The following is an 18,773-nucleotide window of genomic DNA, read 5'->3' on the forward strand; positions in this document are numbered from 1 at the left end:
CCCCGCCACCGCCGGCCCCGGAGCCGGTGACCAGCGCAGCGACCGAAGCCGCGACTGCCGCACGACGCGCCGAAAGCGTCGCGTCACCCAAGACCCAGCCGATCGCTCCGCCGCCGGCTGCGCCAGCGCCTGCCGTCATGGCTGCACCTGCTCCCATGGTCGCGCCGGTGGAGGTGGAAGCGGACGGGGCCGCCGCCGCGCCGGCTGCTGCGGCACCCGAACAGCGCCAGGAGCTGGATCGGATTTCGGTCACAGGCTCCAAGATCGATACCGAGCGCGAACCGTCCGCCCTGCGTCGCCAGCGCGCCGCGTCCACGCTGGCCGCCCGTGCCGAGCCCGCGGCCGCTGATGCAGCACGCAGCGCTAAAGCAGATCCGATCGCCACTGCGGTGGAAGCAGATGCCCTGCTGCCGAGGCGACGCTGGATCCAGCGCATCCGCGAGCGCCGCGATGCGGGCGATGTGGATACCGCGCGCGCCAGCCTGGAGCGCTACCTGCAGCAGTACCCTGAAGTGCGGATTCCGCGCGACCTTCGCGCCCTGCTCGATTCCTGAGCGCGGGCCACTAGAATGGTGGGCGATGCCCGATACACTCACCCACCCCGTCAGCCACACCCTGGACGTCAAGCACAGCCGCTTCATCGCGCACGCTGCGCCGATTGAAAGCGCGGCCGCTGCCCTCGATTTCCTGCAGCAGGTGGCGGTACCCGATGCCACCCACAACTGCTGGGCCTACCGCCATGGCCAGGACTACCGCTCCAGCGACGATGGCGAGCCGGCCGGTACCGCGGGCCGCCCCATCCTCGCGGCCATTGATGGCCAGGGCTTCGACCGGGTGATGGTGGTCGTGATCCGCTGGTACGGCGGGATCAAGCTGGGAGCCGGTGGACTGGTACGCGCGTACGGCGGTACCGCCGCCGAGTGTCTGCGCACGGCACCGCGGCTGCCGCTCATCGCGCTGGCAGAACTGGACGTGCAGGCCGCCTTCGAAGACCTGGGCCTGTTGCACGCGGCCGTCGCCGCGCACGCCGCCGAGAAGCTTGGCGAGTCGTTCACCTCCCGTGGGGTGGATCTGCAGATCCGCCTGCCTGCCGACCAGGTGGAACCGTTGAAAATCCGCCTGCGCGACGCCACTCGTGATCGTATCCGCATCCATTCGCGCACCGCCCCGGACTCCTTACATGACTGAAGCTTCCGCCACGCCTGCACCTCCCCTGCGCCGCCTCGGCAGTCTGGGCACGCTGTGGCCATTCGTGCGCCGCCATATCGGCCTGTTCTCGGCCTGGCTGGTGGCGCTGGCGGTCTCCTCGGCGGCCACGCTCAGCCTGCCGCCCGCGGTGAAGCAGATGATCGACCACGGCTTCAGCAGCGATGGCAACATCAACCGCGCCTTCGCGCTGTTGTTCCTCGTTGCCGTGGTGCTGGCGCTGGCGACCGCCGCGCGCTTCTTCTTCGTATCGATGCTGGGCGAGAAAGTGGTCGCCGACCTGCGCAGCCGCCTCTACGCCCATCTGATAAGCCTCGGCGCGGGCTTCCACGACCGCAGCCGCAGTGGCGAACTCGTTTCGCGGCTGACTGCCGACAGCGAACTGCTGCGCAGCGTGATCGGTTCGACCATGTCAGTCGCGCTGCGCAGCAGCGTCACCGTGGTCGGCAGCCTGACCATGCTGTTCATCACCAGCCCACGCCTCGCGGCGTGGTCGCTGGTGGGCATTCCGCTGGCGATTCTGCCGATTCTGATCGGGGCCGCCCGCCTTCGCCACATCTCGCGCGCCAGCCAGGACCGCATCGCCGATGCCAATTCGCTGGCCGCGGAAACCCTGGGGGCCGTGCGCACGGTGCAGGCGCACGCGCGCGAGCCCTATGAGCGCGGACGTTTCAACGCGGCACTGGGCGAATCGATCAAGGCCGCGCGCCGCCGCATTACCGCACAGTCGCTGGTCACCGCTGTCGCCATCGTGATGATCTTCGGTGCCATCGTCGGCGTGCTGTGGCTGGGCGCGCACGATGTCATCGACGGCCGGATGAGTGCGGGCACGCTGGGACAGTTCGTGCTCTACGCGCTGATCGGCGGCGGCTCGGTTGGTGCGCTGGCCGAAGTCTGGAACGAACTGCAGCGTGCTTCGGGCGGCATGGGCCGGATCGCCGAGCTGCTGCAGGAAGACGTGGAGATCACCCCGCCGGCACACCCGGTGGCCCTGCCCGCGCCGCTGCGCGGCGAGATCCACTTCAACGACGTGGTGTTCCATTATCCGCAGCGACCCGACACGGCCGCGCTGGATCACTTCGACCTGCACGTGCGCCCAGGCGAGACCGTGGCGCTGGTCGGGCCTTCAGGTGCCGGAAAGAGCACCGTGCTGTCGATGCTGCTGCGCTTCCACGACCCGGCCGCCGGTGGCGTGGAAGTGGACGGCGTGGACATCCGCCAGTTCGACCCGGCGCAACTGCGCGCGAAGATGGCACTCGTGCCGCAGCAGCCCACCCTGTTCGCGGCCACCGCACTGGACAACATCCGCTACGGCCGGCTCGAGGCCAGTGACGAGGACGTCCAGCGCGCCGCCGAAGCGGCCGAGGCCGACGGCTTCCTGCAGGCGCTGCCCGACGGCTACCTGAGCGAGCTGGGCGAACGCGGCGCACGCCTCTCCGGCGGCCAGCAGCAGCGCATTGCCATTGCCCGCGCCCTGCTCAAGGACGCGCCCATTCTGCTGCTGGACGAAGCCACCAGCGCGCTGGACGCACAGAGTGAGCGCGCCGTGCAGCAGGCGCTGGAGCGGCTGATGGCCGGGCGCACCACGCTGGTGATCGCGCACCGTCTGGCGACGGTGCTCAAGGCCGACCGTATCGTGGTGATGGACCACGGGCGCATCGTGGCCCAGGGCACGCACGCGCAACTGCTGGCCGAAGGCGGTCTGTACGCTGAACTGGCCCGACTGCAATTCATCGATTGATGACGCGCCGATAACGACCGCGGTCGCATGGTGGCGCTTCCAACAGCGGTTGAAGGAGGTGCTGCATGTCATTCCGCCAGTTCCCTGCCACTGATGCCAATGGCGAAACCCGCATCATTCTGGAATTCGTGTCCGACGAGAGCGATGGCGCTGAAAAGCGCTACGAGCTGGATTCCGGCGAACCGCTGGAGCGGGATGGCCGGCAGTACCACACGCGTGACGGCGCGTTGACCCTGAGCACGTAGCCCGGATTCCGCGTAGGGACACGCCATGCGTGTCCATCGAACCCCCACAGACCGCGAGAACACGCATGGCGTGTCCCTACGGTGGTGAATTTATTGCCAGGTATCTTGACAGCGTTGCGTGTCGGGAGCTGCACGCACTTATCCACACCTTTGTGCGCAGTTCATCCACACCCCCTGTGGATGAACTGCGGCTCGTCTCAGCGCGCCAGCACCCGACCGATGCCGCTGGCATCAATTTCCTGCGCTGCGCGCAGCATTGACTGCGCGTCGCTGCCGGCCACGAATCCCATGCGGAAATGCACTTCGCCTGCTGGCGTGCGCGAGGAATGGATCGACGCCAGGCTGACGCCATGGCGCTCGAACACATGCAGCAGCTCGCGCAATGAACCCGGTCGGTCCTCGGGCAGATGCACGCTGATCGCGTTGCGCTCGGTCAGGTCCGCAAGCAGGTAGCCGACCCGTTCAAAGGTGTAGTTGCCTTCGGCCAGCTGGTCCTTGCCCTGGTGCTCGCGATTCACCCGTAGCAGCTGATGCCGGAAGTCAGCACGCGCGGCATCGTCGCCCTGCAGCACCTGGTGGTGGAGCTGCTGGAGTTGGCCCAGCAGGCGTTCCAGCATCGGGGCCACGTGCGGGTTGCCGAACTGGATGTCTTCGTAGATTGCCGGATTCATCGACAGGATGCGCGCGATGATCGCGGTATCCAGTTCGAAAGAGGCCGACCGGTACGGCATCAGCGCCGGCAGTGCGCCCAACAGCGGCGCGTACTCGCGCAGCACGCCGGCCTGGGCCAGATGGGTGGCGTGCACCATCGCCTGCACCAGCGCCATCACCTGGTCATGATGTTCGGGCGTGGCCTGCACGCATTCGGCTTCCAGTGCCGCGCACAGGGTGTCCACCCAGGGCTGCCAGCTGCTCACGCGCGCCTGGCAGACCACCATCACCCTGCCCTTGAGCGTGGGAGCCTTGGGCGGCGCGGTCATCGGATGCAGGCCCACGACGTCCGCCTGTGAGGTCAGCATCGCCGCCACCGGCGCGCTCTTGACCGAGGTGACATCCAGCCACAAGCGCCCGGCTTCACGGCCGGCCGAGCGTTCCGCATACTCGGCCACCAACGCCGGGGTATGCCGGATCGGTGCGGAGAAGATCAGCACCTGTGCGCGCTCGAGCAGCTCTTCCGGCGAATGCGAGCCCGCGTCGGCCGGATCATGGCCGATCACCTCCAGCCCCATGCGCTGCTCGAAGAAGCGTTGCAGCCAGCGCCCGTAAGCACCGGCACTGCCGACAATGCCGATCAGCGGGCGCAGGCTCACGCCAGACGCTCGGCGACGAAGCGATCCGGGAAGGCCAGCGCGGCCGGCGCGGCCGCCAGCACGTCGAACTCCTCGTGGTGATGTGCCAGTGTGGTTTCCAGCGCCACGTGCACGCCGGCGATGGCGCGCGAGATGGCCTGCTCGAAGGTTTCACCCCGCAGCAGGAACGCGACCAGCAGCGACATCAGCACGTCGCCGGTGCCGGCCACATCCACCGGCAGGTGCGGAGACGACCAGCGCCAGATCGCCTCGCGGCTCACCGCCAGGGTAACCAGCTGGCCGGGCTCGCCGCCTACGCTGTGCGCCAGCACCCACTGCGGGCCGCGCGCCAGCAGCGCCTGCGCAGCGACGACGGCATCGCCTTCTTCCAGGCTGGGCAACCCGGTCAGGCGGTTGAGTTCGAAGGCATTGGGTGTCACCAGCCATGCATGCGGCAGCAGACGCTCGGCAAAGATGGTTTCCAGACCCGGTTCCACATAGGGGCCGGTATGCGTATCGCCGATCACCGGGTCAAGGCAGTAGCGCAGCTGCGGCGACGTCGGCAGCACCGCATCAAGCCAATCGGCGAAGGCCGCACCGTTGCCGACACTGCCGAAGTAGCCCGAGACCAGCATGCGCGCCCGCTGTGGCAGGCCGCGCTCGCCCGCACCCAGCAGCAGGTCGGCGAACCAGTCCGACGGCAGCACGCGACCGCGGGTGGTCGGGTAGAACGGCGCATTGCTGAGCAGCGTGGTCGGAATTTCCGCCACACGCACGCCCAGCGCGCGCAGCGGTGGAACGGCCGCGCTGTTGCCGGCGTGGCCATAGACGAGCTGCGACTGCACCGAGATGACATCGACCGGTGACGGACCGTCCGGGCGCTGGCGGCGACCGTGGACGAGGTGGCTTTCGAGGGGTTCGTTCATGGGTCCATTATAAAAAAACGCCGGCATTGCCGGCGTTTTTCGTTACCAATGGAACCAATCGCGATTACGAGGTCATGCGGTCCCAGAAGCCCTTGACGCCGTCGATGAAGGTGGCCGACTTGGGCGAGTGCTTGCGTGCCTCCTCGCCAACGAAGGTGGCTTCGAACTGCTCCAGCAGCTTGCGCTGGTCAGCGGTGAGGTTGACCGGGGTCTCCACCACCACGCGGCAGTACAGGTCGCCTTCGCTGCGGCTGCGTACCGAACGCACGCCCTTGCCACGCAGGCGGAACAGTTTGCCGGTCTGGGTTTCGGCCGGGATGCGGATTTCCGCATAGCCGCCCAGGGTAGCCACGCGCACGGTATCACCCAGCGCCGCCTGCGAAATGCGGATCGGCACCTCGCAGTGCAGGTCATCGCCATCGCGCTGGAAGATGGCGTGCTCGCGCACGCGCACTTCCACGTACAGGTCGCCCGGCGGCGTACCGGTCGGGCCCGCTTCGCCCTCGCCTGCCAGGCGGATGCGGTCACCGGTGTCGACGCCCGCAGGCACCTTGACCGACAACACCTTGTCTTCCTCGACACGGCCATTGCCGTGACAGGTCTTGCAGGGGTTCTGGATGATCTGGCCGCGGCCATTGCAGTTGTGGCAGGCCTGCTGCATGGCGAAGATGCCACGCTGGATGCGCACCTGGCCATGGCCCTTGCACACCGGGCAGGTTTCCACCTTGCCATCTTCCGAGCCGCTGCCGTTGCAGTCGTCGCACTCGGCCAGGGTCGGAATCTCGATGTTGCGTTCAACGCCACGGACCGCTTCTTCCAGGTCCAGTTCCATCACGTAACCGATGTCGGCACCGCGACGCGCCTGGCGCGGGCCACCTGCGCCGCCTCCGAAGATGTTGCCGAAAATGTCGCCGAAAATGTCGCCCATGTCCGGACCGCCTGGACCGCCGCCGCCCATGCCGTGCTCGAATGCGGCGTGACCATGGGCATCGTACATGCGACGCTTGTTGGCATCGGACAGGGTTTCGTAGGCTTCCTTGCACTCCTTGAAGGAGGCTTCGGCGGCCGCATCACCCGGATTGCGGTCAGGGTGGAACTTCATCGCGCAACGGCGATAGGCCTTCTTCAGTTCTTCTTCGCTGGCGGTGCGGGTCACGCCCAGCACTTCGTAATAGTCGCGCTTGCTCATAACTTCAATCGTTGTCCAGCAGTCGGGTTTTGCCCCCGACACACCGGGCTGCGGCGGTCAGGATCAGAGATGTGACAACGGGACGCTGCCTGCGCAGCGTCCCGTGTCGCGTCTGGATCAGGACTTCTTGTCGTCCTTGACTTCGGTGAACTCGGCGTCGACCACGTCGTCGTGGGCCGCCGAACCGCCGTTGCCGGCCGACTCGCCACCCGCAGCGGCACCACCCTGGTCAGCGGCCGACGCAGCGGCGAACAGCGACTGGCCGGCTTCTTCCAGCGCCTTCGACTTGGCTTCGATCTGGGCCTTGTCGTCGCCCTTCATCGCGGTTTCCAGATCGGCCAGGGCCGATTCCACCTTGCCGATCACATCGCCGCCGACCTTGCTGCCGTGTTCGGTGATCGCGGTACGGGTACCGTGGATCAGCGCGTCAGCCTGGTTGCGGGCCTGGACCAGCTCATGGAACTTCTTGTCTTCTTCGCGGTTGGCTTCGGCGTCAGCCACCATGCGCGCGATTTCGTCCTCGGACAGACCCGAACCGGCCTTGATCTCGACCTTCTGTTCCTTGTTGGTCTTCTTGTCCTTGGCCGACACGTGCAGGATGCCGTTGGCGTCGATGTCGAACGAGACTTCCACCTGCGGCAGGCCGCGCGGAGCCGGCTCGATGCCGGACAGGTCGAACTTGGCCAGCGACTTGTTGAAGCGGGCCTGTTCGCGCTCACCCTGCAGCACGTGCACGGTCACCGCCGACTGGTTGTCCTCGGCGGTGGAGAACACCTGCGAGGCCTTGGTCGGAATGGTGGTGTTCTTTTCGATGATCTTGGTGAACACACCGCCCATGGTTTCGATACCCAGCGACAGCGGGGTCACGTCCAGCAGCAGCACGTCCTTGACGTCGCCGCCCAGCACGCCGCCCTGGATGGCCGCGCCCAGTGCCACGGCTTCGTCCGGGTTGACGTCCTTGCGCGGTTCCTTGCCGAAGAACTCGGTCACCGCCTGCTGCACCTTCGGCATGCGGGTCTGGCCGCCGACCAGGATCACTTCGCTGATGTCGCTCGAGCGCAGGCCGGCATCGTTCAGCGCGATGCGGCACGGTTCGATCGACTTCTTGATCAGGTCTTCCACCAGCGCTTCCAGCTTGGCGCGGGTCAGCTTGATGTTCAGGTGCTTCGGACCGGAGGCGTCCGCAGTGACGTACGGCAGGTTCACTTCGGTCTGCTGGCTGGTGGACAGCTCGATCTTGGCGCGCTCGGCGGCGTCCTTCAGACGCTGCAGGGCCAGCGGATCCTTGCGCAGGTCGATGCCCTGGTCCTTGTTGAACTCGTCCACCAGGTATTCGATGACGCGGTTGTCGAAGTCTTCGCCGCCCAGGAAGGTGTCGCCGTTGGTGGCCAGCACTTCGAACTGCTTTTCACCGTCGACGTTGGCGATTTCAATGATCGACACGTCGAAGGTGCCGCCGCCCAGGTCGTACACGACGATCTTGCGGTCCTTGCCGTCACCCTTGTCCAGGCCATAGGCCAGGGCTGCAGCGGTCGGCTCGTTGATGATGCGCTTCACTTCCAGACCGGCAATGCGACCGGCGTCCTTGGTGGCCTGGCGCTGGCTGTCGTTGAAGTAGGCCGGCACGGTGATGACGGCCTCGGTGACGGTCTCACCCAGGAACGCTTCGGCGGTCTTCTTCATCTTCTCCAGCACGCGGGCGGAGATTTCCTGCGGGGCCATCTTCTTGGCATCGCTGGTGGACACCCAGGCGTCGCCGTTGTCGTGGGCCAGGATCGAATACGGCACGTGCGCGATGTCCTTCTGGACTTCAGCGTCGGTGAACTTGCGGCCGATCAGGCGCTTGACGGCGTAGAAGGTGTTCTTCGGGTTGGTGACCGCCTGGCGCTTGGCCGAGGCACCCACCAGCACTTCGCCGTCCTTGGTGTAGGCGACGATGGAAGGCGTGGTGCGGTCGCCCTCCGCATTTTCGATGACGCGGGCCTTGCCGCCGTCCATGATCGCCACACACGAGTTGGTGGTGCCGAGGTCGATACCAATGATCTTGCCCATGGGGAGACTCCTGAAAGTTCTTATGTTCTGTCCGGCGGCTGCCGGGTTATGAAGGGGATGTGGGGGATGGGTTTGTCACATTCAACCCATTCCGCGAACGCTGTGTTCAACCAGGGTTGCCGTAGTGCCGGGCTTGCCCGGCTGCACGGTTGATCAATCCCGCGCGACAACCACCAGCGCGGGGCGCAGCAGGCGGTCATTCAGCAGGTAGCCCTTCTGGAACACCTGGACCACGCTGCCCGGAGCCGCGCCGGGGGCGTCGACCTGGCTGATGGCCTGATGGTGCTCCGGGTTGAACGGCTGGCCGGTCGGGTCCAGCAGGGTCAGGCCGTTATCCGCAGCGACCTTCAGCAACTGCTTGTAGGTCAGCTCCAGGCCTTCGCGCAGCGGGCTGGCGTCGGTGCCGGCGGCGTTCAGTCCGGCGTCCAGGCTGTCGAACACCGGCAGCAGTTCGCCCAGCAGCTTTTCATTGGCGAAACGGCGCGCCTGTTCCACGTCGCGGGCCACGCGCTTGCGCTGGTTGTCCAGGTCGGCGCGCTCGCGCAGCGACTCTGAACGCAGCAGGGCCACCTCGTTCTGCAGGGCCTCCAGCTGCTGCTGCAGCGAGGTGCCTTCAGCGGCGGTGTCGGCCGGGGACGGGGTTGCGGTATCGGGGTGATCTTGGTTCATGTTGGGGTCCTTGGCGGTCACTCCCCGCCTCCACACCCCCTATGTGGGCGCGGCGGACCGATTCAAGAGCTGAAGGCTCTTTTTAGGTGCGATCACGGGACAATCCGCCTGCGGACGGTGCGTCCAGCGCTGCCCCCAGCACCTGGGCGGTCGCCTCCACCAGCGGAATCATCCGGTCGTAGGCCATCCGCTTCGGGCCGATCACCCCCAGCACGCCCAGCACCTGGCCCCCGGCCGAGTAAGGCGCGGTGACCAGCGACACGCTCTCCAGCGGCACCACGCCGGTCTCCTCGCCGATGAAGATGCGCACGCCCGGGGCCTGGCTGGTCCGCTCCAGCAGCTGCAGGATCTCGCGCTTGCTGGCAAACACGTCAAACAGCTCGCGCAGCCGCTCCAGGTCGGACAGGTCCTGCACCCCCATCAGGCGGGTCTGGCCGGCCAGCACGATGTCGTCGGCCGGCGGAGCCAGGGCCTGTTCGGCCAGCTCCACGCTATGGTCCAGCAGCTGCTCCATTTCCGAGCGGGCCTGGCGCAGTTCCAGCAGCAGGCCGGCGCGGATCTCGGCCAGGGTGCGACCGGCGCAGTTGGCATTGAGGTAGTTGGCGACCTTTTCCAGCTCGGCCGGTTCCCAGGCCCGGCGCGGTTCGATGACCCGGTTCTGCACCTCGTTGTCAGCGAACACCAGGATGGCCAGCACCCGACGCGCGTCCAGGGCGACGAAATCGATATGCCGGAACGCGAACTGCTCGCGCCGGGGGGCACCCACGACACCCACGAAATGACTCATTGCCGACAGCAGCTCCGAGGCGCTCCCCAGCAGGGCCTGCGTGCCCGCCCCGCTGGACAGCTCGCTGCGCAGCCGCTGCAGCTCGCCGTCGCCCGGCGGCTGCATCTTGACCAGGCTGTCGACGAACACCCGGTAGCCGGTGGCCGTGGGCACCCGGCCCGCCGAGGCATGCGGCGAACTGAGCAGGCCGAGGTCTTCCAGGTCGCCCAGGATGTTACGGATGGTGGCCGGGCTGACATCCAGGCCGGCCAATCGCGCCAGCGTCTGCGACCCCACCGGCTCGCCGTCCTGGATGTGGCGCGCGATCAGGGTCCGCAGCAGATGGCGGGCGCGCGGTGCCAGCGGTGGCGAGGATGCGTGCATGGAATCAGCCTGTGAGACGCCCGCCTTGATAATGTCTGGCGTGGACGTTGGCAAGTCATTGGAGTGGCTCCCCGCCCATGCTAGCGTTGCGCGGCTCAAGAACCCAATACCATGCTCAGACATCTTTCGATCAAGGATTTCGCCGTCGTCCGTGCCACCGAACTGGAGTTCGGGCCGGGCATGACCGTGGTCTCCGGTGAAACCGGGGCCGGCAAGTCGCTGATGGTGGACGCGCTCGGCTTCCTGTCCGGCCTGCGCGCCGACAGTGGCGTGGTCCGCCATGGCGCGGCCCGCGCCGAGCTTTCGGCCGAATTCGCACCGTCTGCGGATGCGCCAGCCCGGGCCTGGCTGCGCGACAACGAACTGGACGACGATGACCAGTGCCAGCTGCGCCGGGTGATCCGTGCCGACGGCGGTTCACGGTCGTGGATCAACGGTCGCCCGGTCACCCTGACCCAGCTCGGCGAGCTCGCCGGCATGCTGGTGGAGATCCATGGCCAGCACGACCAGCAGGCCCTGCTGGCGCGGCCCTCGCAGCTGGCCCTGCTCGATGCGTATGCCCGCAACGAGCCCGAGCGCACGCAGGTGCGCCAAGCCGCGGCGCGCTGGCAGGCACTGGTTGACGAAGCCGAGGCGCTGTCGCGCCAGGGTGACGTCAGCGACCGCATCGGCTTTCTCGAACACCAGCTGGGCGAACTGCAGCGCGAAGACCTGGAGCCGGCCTCGATTGCCGGCCTGACCAGCAGCCACCGCCGCCAAGCCCATGCCGGAGCCCTGCTGACCGCCTGTGACATGGCGGCAGCCCGGCTCAATGGCGATGACGACGCCTCGGTCCTGCAACTGCTGCAGCAGACCCGGCATGAACTGTCGCGCGTGGCCGAGCATGACCCGCGCCTGGGCGAAGTGGACGCCCTGCTGGACGGCGCGGCGATCCAGCTGCATGAAGCCCTGGCCCTGCTCGACCGGGTGCACGGCGATCTGGATGCCGACCCGGACCAATTCGAGGACATCGAACGCCGCCTAGGCCGCCTGCACGACCTGGCGCGCAAGCACCGGGTGCCGATGGAGCAGCTGGGCGAGCACCGCGACGCGCTGGAAGCCGAAGTTGAGCAGCTGCGCGGTGCCGATGCCCGGCTGCAGGCACTGGCCGGCGAGATCGAGCGCGCAGCGGGGCAATGGCAGGGCGTGGCCGCCACCTTGAGCGCCAGCCGGCGCACCGCGGCGGCCGGGCTTTCCGCCACCACCACCGCCCTGATTGGCGAGCTGGGCATGGGCGGCGGTCAGTTCCTGATCGAGATCGAGCCGCAGGCCGTGGCCAAGCCGGACCCGAACGGGGCCGAGCGGGTCGAGTTCCTGGTCGCGGCCAACGCCGGACAGCCCCCGCGCGCCCTGCGCAAAGTGGCTTCCGGCGGTGAACTGTCACGTATTTCGCTGGCCATTGAAGTCGCCGCGCTGGATCTGGACGCGGTGCCGACCATGGTCTTCGACGAAGTGGATTCGGGCATCGGCGGTGCCGTGGCCGACATCGTCGGCCAGAAGCTGCGCGCCCTCGGCGAAAAGCGCCAGGTGCTGTGCGTGACCCACCTGCCGCAGGTCGCCTCCAAGGGCCACGCCCACTACCGGGTCAGCAAGGCTCCGGTGGACGGGATGACCCAGAGCGCGGTCGAGAAGCTCGACAGCAAGGCGCGCGAGGAAGAACTGGCGCGGATGCTGGGTGGCGTGGAAGTCAGCAAGGAGGCGCGGGCGGCCGCACGGAAGCTGTTGCAGGTGTGACCTGCAGCAACTTCGGATGCACTTCGGTGGCGCCGGCCGTTGGCCGGCCCTTATGAACCCGGATGCACCGCCTGGGCCGGCCAACGGCCGGCGCTACCGGATGGATCCGGCATCGGAATAAGCGTGGATACCCGTCGTAAACAACCGCGTTGCGGTTATTTACGCTTCTTGCGCACGTAGAGCACCAGCGAGTGCTCTTCCAGCTCGTAGCCGTGGTCGGCGGCGATCTTGCGCTGCAGTTCTTCGATCTCGTGGCTTTCGAACTCGATGATCTTGCCGCTGTCGACATCGACCATGTGGTCGTGGTGACCGCCGCGGTCCAGTTCGTAAACGGCCTGGCCGCCTTCGAAGTTGTGCTTCAGCACCAGGCCGGCGGCCTCGAACTGGGTCAGCACGCGGTACACCGTGGCCAGCCCGATTTCATCGCCATGCTCAAGCAGCTGGCGGTAGATGTCTTCCGCGGTCATGTGGTGCTGGTGCTTCTGGGCATCCCGCTGTTCCAGCAGGGCCAGGATCCGCATCCGCGGGTGGGTCACCTTCAGGCCAACTTTGCGCAGGTCGTTGGTTTCCATAAGTCTCCGTTCATTGGCGATTTAGCGCCAGCTGCCTCGGATTGGGTCGCGGCGACACGCGGGGAGTGTATCATCGACTCGATTTCCCCAAACGCCCTTTCCGATGCGCAATCTCCTGCTGGTCGCCGCCGTTGCCCTGTCCACCACCGGGTGCGGCATCATCTACAAGCAACCCATCTATCAGGGCAACCTGGTCCGGGAGCAGGCCGTCGGTCAGCTGCAGGTGGGCCAGAGCAAGCAGCAGGTCAATGCCCTGCTCGGCACCCCGTCCATTCCCGATCCCTTCCACGCCCAGCGCTGGGACTACACCGCGACCGAGCGTACCAACCGGGTCGGCAACACCGAAGTGAAGAACTTCACTGTGTTCTTCGAGAACGACCTGGTGACCCGTTGGGAGGGTGACTTCTTTGCCACCCGCGATGCCCAGCTGGCCCAGGACACGGTGCGCCAGTTCGGCCGCAACCTGCCCAAGGACAAGAAGAAGCAGCGCGGCCGGTAACGGGCCGTTGACGGTTTCATGGGGTTGCCGGCCAACGGCCGGCACGACCTGATCGCCCGGCCGCCGGCATTACCGCGCGGCCCGCCGCCGGCGGTTGTCCTTCGGGTCGGCCAGCAAGGGCCGCAGCAGTTCCACCCGGTCGTTGTCCTCCAGCACCTGGGTAGGCCGGGCGAGCAGCCCGTGCACCGCCACTGCCGGACAGTCTGCACTACCAGGCAGGTTCGCCGCCGCAATCGCTTCGGCCACGGTCGCTCCCTCGGCCAGCTCCAGCGCCCGGCGCTCCACCCGGTCCGGCCAGGCCAGTACCACTTCGACGCGGATCACGCGTCAGTCCTGGCTGTCGGCAACGCGGATGAAGTCGTTGACCATGCGATCGGCCAGTCCCTGGAAGCCCAGCGCCAGCGCCGGTCCCAGCAGGCGGCTGGTCGGTTCGAAGTCCAGGGTGAGGGTGACCTTGCAGGCGTCTTCGGCCAACGCATGGAACTCCCAGCGGCCATGCAGCTGCTTGAAGGGGCCATCGCGCAGCTTCATATCAATATGGTGTGGTCGCTGCAGGCTGTTTTCGGTCATGAACCAGGTCGAGAACGAGCCCAGGCCCAGATCCAGCCGCGCCACCACCCGGTCCGGGCTGGATTCCAGGACCTGCGAGGCCGAGCACCAGCGGAACCGGCGCGGATAGGCCTCGACATCATTTACCAGGTCGAACATGCGGGCGGCGGAATGTTCAACCAGGGCACTGCGGCGGATGGTAGTCATACGTTGGCTTGACTGACGAATCGACCACGGACGGCCGGAATCGGAGACAATAGATAAATGAGCAAGAACAGCGCCAAGGATAAAGCAAAGAACGCGACGGCCAATAAAACCATCGCGCTCAACAAGCGTGCCCGCCACGAGTACCACATCGAAGAGCGCTTCGAGGCCGGACTCGCCCTGCAGGGCTGGGAGGTCAAGTCGATCCGCGCCGGCCGCGGCAACATCGTCGACGCTTACGCCTATGTGAAGTCCGGCGAGATCTACCTGATCGGCGCACAGATCACCCCGTTGATCCAGGCCTCCACCCACGTGGTGGCCAACGACCGCCGCGAGCGCAAGCTGCTGCTGCACCGCCGGGAGATCGACAAGCTGATCGGCAAGGTCGAACGCGACGGCTTCACCATCGTGCCCACCGCGATGTACTGGAGCAAGAACAAGATCAAGCTGGAAGTCGCGCTGGCCAAGGGCAAGCAGACCCACGACAAGCGCGATGCCGCCAAGGACCGCGACTGGGCCATTGAAAAGCAGCGGGCCATGCGTCGCGGAAACCGCGACGCCTGATCCCTTGATGCCACATTACCTCCCCTCCCACGGCAGGAGCCGCGCGTGACCCAGACCCCTACTCCGGCCGAATTGCAGGCAGACATTGCGGCATTTGAGTTCATCTTCACCGAATTCAGCCGCACCATGGAGCCAGCCGCCCTGCTCAAGGTGCTGACCTACCTGCTGCGCAACGCCCAGCGCGAGGCCGCTGAAACCGACAGCCCGCTGCTGCAGGCCCGGATCGCCCGCCTGCAGGCCCTGCTGGCCCAGGTGGAACCGGAAGCCCAGCGCCAGCTCACCGCGTTGAAGCACGAGAAGAGCAACCAGCGCCGCGAAAAGGCCCGTCACCGCGCCGAGAACCTGCGCCAGCGGTAATCACCTCCGTGCGCTTGATCCGGGCCACCACGCCCCGATCCTGGCACACGATCGGACATCCTCGCCCGACACTCGCGACGATCCGGGCCGCCACGCCCGACATTCGCGGACGACCCACGTAGAGCCGGGCTTGCCCGGCTGCTCTTCGCGGCCCTCCAAAAGGTGACTGTTCAGCCTATTTGGCGTAGCATTCCTGTCATCGGGTAGGGCCTCTGGCCGGTTTCGACCATCCAGCAGCCTGAAAGCCTTGCAAGAACTGAAGAAACCGGGGGTGCATTGGTTTCGACGGGGGTTGTGAAGTTACCTGGTGCATGCCGAGGGGGCAGCTTTCCTCGTAAATCCAGCGGCAAAACTCTAGTTGCCAACGATAGCGACTACGCTCCGAACTTCGCTGTTGCTGCCTAAAAAACAGCTGCAGTTGTAGTTCTTCTGCCGCATAAGGCGGAGCCCCGAACCCACTTGTGTCCATGCTCGTCGGTGTAGGGTCATTATCATGGAATCGGCTGTGGTGGCTGCCCGTCAGTCACGGCCTAACCTAAAGCGGGCTGATCCTGGGGTGCGTTTCGCACACCGTACTGCTTCAGGACGACACCAAACGGTGAGCTAAGCATGTAGAACTGGGGATGGAGTGCCTTCGGACGGCGGTTCAATTCCGCCCACCTCCACCAACGAAGGGTCTGAGAGGACCCACAGAAGCCGGGAAAGCCTTATAAAACGGGCCTCCCGGCTTTCTTTTTGTCCATAGCGGACTACCCCCATCTGTTGCAGGCAGTGAGAACGTGGGGGTATATCTTGGGGTATCGCCTCCGCCCGAAAACCCGATACCCCCATGCCTCTGACCGACGTCGTCATCCGTCGCGCCAAGCCGTCCGAGAAGCCGCAGAAGCTGGCTGACGGCTGCGGCCTATATCTGCTGATCACCACCACCGGCACGAAGAGCTGGCGCTGGAAGTACCGCATCGGGGGGAAGGAAAAGCTGTTGACCCTGGGCCTGTACCCCGACGTGACACTGGCAATGGCCAGGGACGCGCGCGAGGACGCCCGCCGGCTGCTACGTTCCGGTGTCGACCCGGGGGAACACCGCAAGGTCGCCGCGTCGACGGCGAGCGCCGGCATGCCGCCGGACAGCTTCGAGCTGATCGCCAGGGAATGGCTGCGCGGCCGGAAGTGGGTGCCTAACTACGAGAAGAAGGTGCTGGCGTGGTTCGAGAACGAGGTGTTCCCCGCCGTGGGCGCGCGCCGCGCCGTGGAGTTGAAGGCGTCTGACTTCCTGACGATCGCCAGGAAGATGGAAGCGCGCGAGGCGTTCGAGTCCGCCCATCGCGTGATGCAGAACTGCGGGCAGGTCATGCGCTATGCCGTGGCCACTGACCGGGCCGAGCGCAACCCTGTCGCCGACCTTCGCGGAGCGCTGGTGCCTGCCCCGGAGCGGAACCACGCGGCCGTGGTGGACCCGGTGCAGCTGGGCGGCCTGCTGCGCGCCCTGCACTCCTACACCGGTACCGGCGTTGTCTGCGCCGCGCTGAAGCTGATGCCCCTGGTGTTCGTGCGGCCTATCGAGCTGCGGGCGGCGGAATGGTCGGAGATCGATCTGGACGCTGCGCTCTGGAGCATCCCCGCGGGCCGCATGAAGATGCGCCAGCCCCACATCGTGCCGCTGGCACGCCAGGCCGTGGCCATCCTGAGCGAGCTGAAGGCGCAGATGCCAGCCGGGTACGCCGGCAAGTACGTGTTCCCCGGGCTGCGGTCTGACGACCGCCCGATGTCCGAGGTGGCAGTGCTGGCCGCCCTGCGCAGTATGGGGTTCGACAAGGACACGGTGACCGGGCACGGCTTTCGCGCCACCGCGCGCACGTTGCTGGACGAGGTGCTGGGCTTCCGGCCGGACATCATCGAGCACCAGCTGGCGCACGCGGTGAAGGATCCGAACGGCCGCGCGTACAACCGCACGACCCACCTGCCCGACCGTGTGCACATGATGCAAACCTGGGCCGACTACCTCGAGGGGCTGCGCACGGGCAACGTAGTGCAGCTGCGGCCCGGTCAGGCCGCCTGATCGTCGTCGAAGGGTTCGAACCGGCTGGCGATGCGGTCGTATCTGGTCGCCTCGCTGCGGAGGCGTGCGGCACCGGCCTTGCGCCGTGCCCTGGCCCTCCAATCGCCACCCCGGTCCTGTTCCAGTTCTCTGGCCTGCTGGTACAACGAAGCGGCCTTCCCGCGCGCCCAGCGCGCCTTGGCAGTGCTGTTCTCGTCCATGGCCAGCATGGTGAACTGGCGGCGTCGCACCGGCCGATACGCCGGCAACGGCAGCTGACTGTGGGCGTTATCGCTTCGCGTGGTAACGGCGTTCCTTGATGCCCTGCAGGTAGCGATCGACCTCCGCCCGCAGCCGGTCCTGATGCCGCTCCGCCCACAGTTCAGCGCCGGCCTTGCCCTTCTCGTATCCGCTGCAAAGCTGCTGCTTTCGCAGCTTCTGGTCCCGTTGGTTATTCAGGCTGATCCACCAGGTGTGGTCGTCCACTCGCTGGTACAGGCGTGCGACCTCGACAGAATCGAGTAGCAGCTGATTCGGACGGTCGTGGGGGGCACCGCCAATGGCGTGCCAGCGGAAGTCGGGCGGAAGCATGGGGCGCAATCCTACGGACGGCCGTCTCAAATCCTGCGAGAGGTCGGGCCGGCCGAAAGCCTGGCCCCGGATGCACCAGCTGCTGAGGGAACAGCGGCGGATAGCCAGCGCATCCGGTAAAGCGGCCAGGAAGGCAGCGGGGCTGATGCTGCCAGTGGGGCGAGATGCCTCCCCCTCACTGACGCCAAATCTGCAATTTGCGTCGTTAAGGCCGCGCGAAATGAGCGCGGGCGTACCCCGTGTCGATAGATCTTCACCTCCGAGTGAGACAAGTACGTATAGTGGAAACCTCAACGCTTCTGGCGGCGCAACAAGAGTTGCTACCGCGTTTAGCCCTTTGAGAAGCGTGACCTAATGTCGAATAGTTTTTCAGCCCACTTTAGGGTTCATCGCGTCTTCGCAACCGTCTTGCGCCGAACGGGCGAAATCCAATCGGTTCAGTCCTTCGACGCTACTTGCTGTCGGTGCGGCGAGCGAGGCACCTTCGCGCCTTCTACGGGTCTGGAAGATGATGGGGTCACGTCAGAGCTCACATGCCGTTCCTGCACCCAGGTAGCAACATTATTCCGAAAGGAACTTGCGACAATGCTGGATGACCAACAGCGTCGCGACCTGCTTCTGCTTGCTAACAGAACCTAGCTCGGCTGGGCTACCGCCACAGAAAAAGCTCGGCCACGGCCGAGCTTTCGTCGCCTAGTTGATGTACGGGCCAACCACCGAGCGCATTCGATCAATCCCCGTATGCGAGATGCCTTCTATCAGCCGAACGCGGCGTTGAGCCAATCCGCGCCAATCACTGCGAACTGCGATGCGCAGCTCAGGCTCGTCCACAGGGATCCAGCGCATCGACCGGTATGGAAAGCGGCGCTGGCCGCCCCGGCTTCGTCCGAGTTCAACAATCTCAGTATGGCTGCGAGCATTGAGAATGCGTGAGTAGGTCAAAGCAAGACCGTCCTCCGGCCCCTCGATGTATTGCAGGAAGTGAATGCCGTCCGTGAGAAGAATGCCTGTCACACCCGCAAGGTGGTTGTGCTCAGCTGCGTCTTGGGTCAAATCATCGATCTGGTCAATAGTCAGCCCAGAGATCGCCTGGCTGAAATAAACGAGAGCGTGTAGCGTCATGCCCTGCCCTCCAGTGTGAATCGCCCCCTGCAATTCACAC

20 protein-coding genes, 1 other RNA gene and 1 pseudogene are annotated in these 18,773 nt (G+C 66.1%); 10 read left to right on the forward strand and 12 right to left on the reverse strand.

Features of this window, described 5'->3' with window-relative positions; all coding sequences use genetic code 11:
- From EGJ34_RS22065 to EGJ34_RS02535, 4 genes and pseudogenes are all read left to right on the forward strand, one after another.
- Positions 1 to 554: pseudogene (locus EGJ34_RS22065) on the forward strand (hypothetical protein); the annotation flags it as partial.
- A gap of 25 nt (positions 555 to 579) precedes the next feature.
- Positions 580 to 1,188 (forward strand): YigZ family protein, encoded by a 609-nt coding sequence (locus tag EGJ34_RS02525; protein ID WP_125358798.1) that lies wholly within the window; start codon positions 580 to 582, stop codon positions 1,186 to 1,188.
- Positions 1,181 to 2,947: an ABC transporter transmembrane domain-containing protein gene (locus tag EGJ34_RS02530; protein ID WP_125358801.1), complete on the forward strand. Its 1,767-nt coding sequence runs from the start codon at positions 1,181 to 1,183 to the stop codon at positions 2,945 to 2,947. The genes EGJ34_RS02525 and EGJ34_RS02530 overlap by 8 nt, the downstream gene beginning before the upstream one ends.
- A gap of 65 nt (positions 2,948 to 3,012) precedes the next feature.
- Positions 3,013 to 3,192: a hypothetical protein gene (locus EGJ34_RS02535; protein WP_125358804.1), complete on the forward strand. Its 180-nt coding sequence runs from the start codon at positions 3,013 to 3,015 to the stop codon at positions 3,190 to 3,192.
- Between the two features lie 197 nt (positions 3,193 to 3,389).
- Here the strand turns inward: EGJ34_RS02535 and EGJ34_RS02540 are convergent, their stop codons facing one another.
- The 6 genes from EGJ34_RS02540 to hrcA all read right to left on the reverse strand — a co-directional run bounded on the left by EGJ34_RS02540 (position 3,390) and on the right by hrcA (position 10,467).
- A complete protein-coding gene (locus EGJ34_RS02540; protein WP_125358806.1) occupies positions 3,390 to 4,502 on the reverse strand; it encodes a prephenate dehydrogenase in 1,113 nt (370 codons plus the stop codon).
- Positions 4,499 to 5,407, reverse strand: coding sequence for a pyridoxal kinase (gene pdxY, locus EGJ34_RS02545; RefSeq protein WP_125358808.1), 909 nt, complete (start codon positions 5,405 to 5,407; stop codon positions 4,499 to 4,501). Before pdxY ends, EGJ34_RS02540 begins: the two co-directional genes overlap by 4 nt.
- A gap of 64 nt (positions 5,408 to 5,471) precedes the next feature.
- The gene (gene dnaJ / locus EGJ34_RS02550; protein ID WP_125358810.1) at positions 5,472 to 6,596 is read right to left on the reverse strand and encodes a molecular chaperone DnaJ; all 1,125 of its coding nucleotides are present in this window, start codon (positions 6,594 to 6,596) and stop codon (positions 5,472 to 5,474) included.
- Positions 6,597 to 6,713: 117 nt separating this feature from the next.
- A complete protein-coding gene (gene dnaK, locus EGJ34_RS02555) occupies positions 6,714 to 8,648 on the reverse strand; it encodes a molecular chaperone DnaK (protein ID WP_125358812.1) in 1,935 nt (644 codons plus the stop codon).
- Positions 8,649 to 8,801: 153 nt separating this feature from the next.
- Complete coding sequence (gene grpE / locus EGJ34_RS02560; protein ID WP_125358814.1) at positions 8,802 to 9,317, reverse strand: nucleotide exchange factor GrpE; 516 nt, start codon at positions 9,315 to 9,317, stop codon at positions 8,802 to 8,804.
- An 82-nt stretch (positions 9,318 to 9,399) separates the two neighbouring features.
- Positions 9,400 to 10,467 (reverse strand): heat-inducible transcriptional repressor HrcA, encoded by a 1,068-nt coding sequence (gene hrcA / locus EGJ34_RS02565; protein WP_125358816.1) that lies wholly within the window; start codon positions 10,465 to 10,467, stop codon positions 9,400 to 9,402.
- Between the two features lie 111 nt (positions 10,468 to 10,578).
- On the opposite strand from hrcA, the gene recN reads away from it, so the two are divergent.
- The gene (recN, locus tag EGJ34_RS02570; protein WP_125358818.1) at positions 10,579 to 12,240 is read left to right on the forward strand and encodes a DNA repair protein RecN; all 1,662 of its coding nucleotides are present in this window, start codon (positions 10,579 to 10,581) and stop codon (positions 12,238 to 12,240) included.
- A gap of 155 nt (positions 12,241 to 12,395) precedes the next feature.
- Here the strand turns inward: recN and fur are convergent, their stop codons facing one another.
- Positions 12,396 to 12,812, reverse strand: coding sequence for a ferric iron uptake transcriptional regulator (gene fur / locus EGJ34_RS02575; RefSeq protein ID WP_125358820.1), 417 nt, complete (start codon positions 12,810 to 12,812; stop codon positions 12,396 to 12,398).
- A 103-nt stretch (positions 12,813 to 12,915) separates the two neighbouring features.
- On the opposite strand from fur, the gene bamE reads away from it, so the two are divergent.
- Positions 12,916 to 13,311 carry an outer membrane protein assembly factor BamE gene (gene bamE, locus EGJ34_RS02580; protein WP_125358822.1) on the forward strand — a complete coding sequence of 132 codons (396 nt, stop codon included), beginning with the start codon at positions 12,916 to 12,918 and terminating at the stop codon, positions 13,309 to 13,311.
- A 69-nt stretch (positions 13,312 to 13,380) separates the two neighbouring features.
- Here the strand turns inward: bamE and EGJ34_RS02585 are convergent, their stop codons facing one another.
- Positions 13,381 to 13,635 carry an RnfH family protein gene (locus EGJ34_RS02585; RefSeq protein ID WP_125358824.1) on the reverse strand — a complete coding sequence of 85 codons (255 nt, stop codon included), beginning with the start codon at positions 13,633 to 13,635 and terminating at the stop codon, positions 13,381 to 13,383.
- A gap of 3 nt (positions 13,636 to 13,638) precedes the next feature.
- Positions 13,639 to 14,067, reverse strand: a complete 429-nt coding sequence (locus EGJ34_RS02590; RefSeq protein ID WP_125358826.1) for a type II toxin-antitoxin system RatA family toxin — start codon at positions 14,065 to 14,067, stop codon at positions 13,639 to 13,641.
- 57 nt (positions 14,068 to 14,124) lie between these two features.
- Here EGJ34_RS02590 and smpB point away from each other — a divergent pair, with 57 nt between their 5' ends.
- From smpB to EGJ34_RS02610, 4 genes are all read left to right on the forward strand, one after another.
- The gene (gene smpB / locus EGJ34_RS02595; RefSeq protein ID WP_125358828.1) at positions 14,125 to 14,628 is read left to right on the forward strand and encodes an SsrA-binding protein SmpB; all 504 of its coding nucleotides are present in this window, start codon (positions 14,125 to 14,127) and stop codon (positions 14,626 to 14,628) included.
- A gap of 45 nt (positions 14,629 to 14,673) precedes the next feature.
- A complete protein-coding gene (locus tag EGJ34_RS02600) occupies positions 14,674 to 14,985 on the forward strand; it encodes a hypothetical protein (protein WP_125358830.1) in 312 nt (103 codons plus the stop codon).
- 267 nt (positions 14,986 to 15,252) lie between these two features.
- Positions 15,253 to 15,653: a transfer-messenger RNA gene (gene ssrA / locus EGJ34_RS02605) on the forward strand.
- 161 nt (positions 15,654 to 15,814) lie between these two features.
- On the forward strand, positions 15,815 to 17,041 hold the full coding sequence (locus tag EGJ34_RS02610; protein WP_125358832.1) for an integrase arm-type DNA-binding domain-containing protein: 1,227 nt from the start codon (positions 15,815 to 15,817) through the stop codon (positions 17,039 to 17,041).
- Here EGJ34_RS02610 and EGJ34_RS02615 read toward each other — a convergent pair.
- The 3 genes from EGJ34_RS02615 to EGJ34_RS02625 form a co-directional block, all read right to left on the reverse strand.
- Complete coding sequence (locus EGJ34_RS02615) at positions 17,029 to 17,271, reverse strand: hypothetical protein (protein ID WP_125358834.1); 243 nt, start codon at positions 17,269 to 17,271, stop codon at positions 17,029 to 17,031. The genes EGJ34_RS02610 and EGJ34_RS02615 overlap by 13 nt on opposite strands.
- A gap of 37 nt (positions 17,272 to 17,308) precedes the next feature.
- Complete coding sequence (locus EGJ34_RS02620; RefSeq protein ID WP_125358836.1) at positions 17,309 to 17,611, reverse strand: hypothetical protein; 303 nt, start codon at positions 17,609 to 17,611, stop codon at positions 17,309 to 17,311.
- Positions 17,612 to 18,304: 693 nt separating this feature from the next.
- The gene (locus tag EGJ34_RS02625) at positions 18,305 to 18,733 is read right to left on the reverse strand and encodes a BLUF domain-containing protein (protein ID WP_125358838.1); all 429 of its coding nucleotides are present in this window, start codon (positions 18,731 to 18,733) and stop codon (positions 18,305 to 18,307) included.
- Between the last annotated feature and the right edge of the window lie 40 nt (positions 18,734 to 18,773).

The organism is Stenotrophomonas sp. 278 (genome assembly GCF_003935715.1).
Lineage (GTDB): Bacteria > Pseudomonadota > Gammaproteobacteria > Xanthomonadales > Xanthomonadaceae > Stenotrophomonas > Stenotrophomonas maltophilia_AH.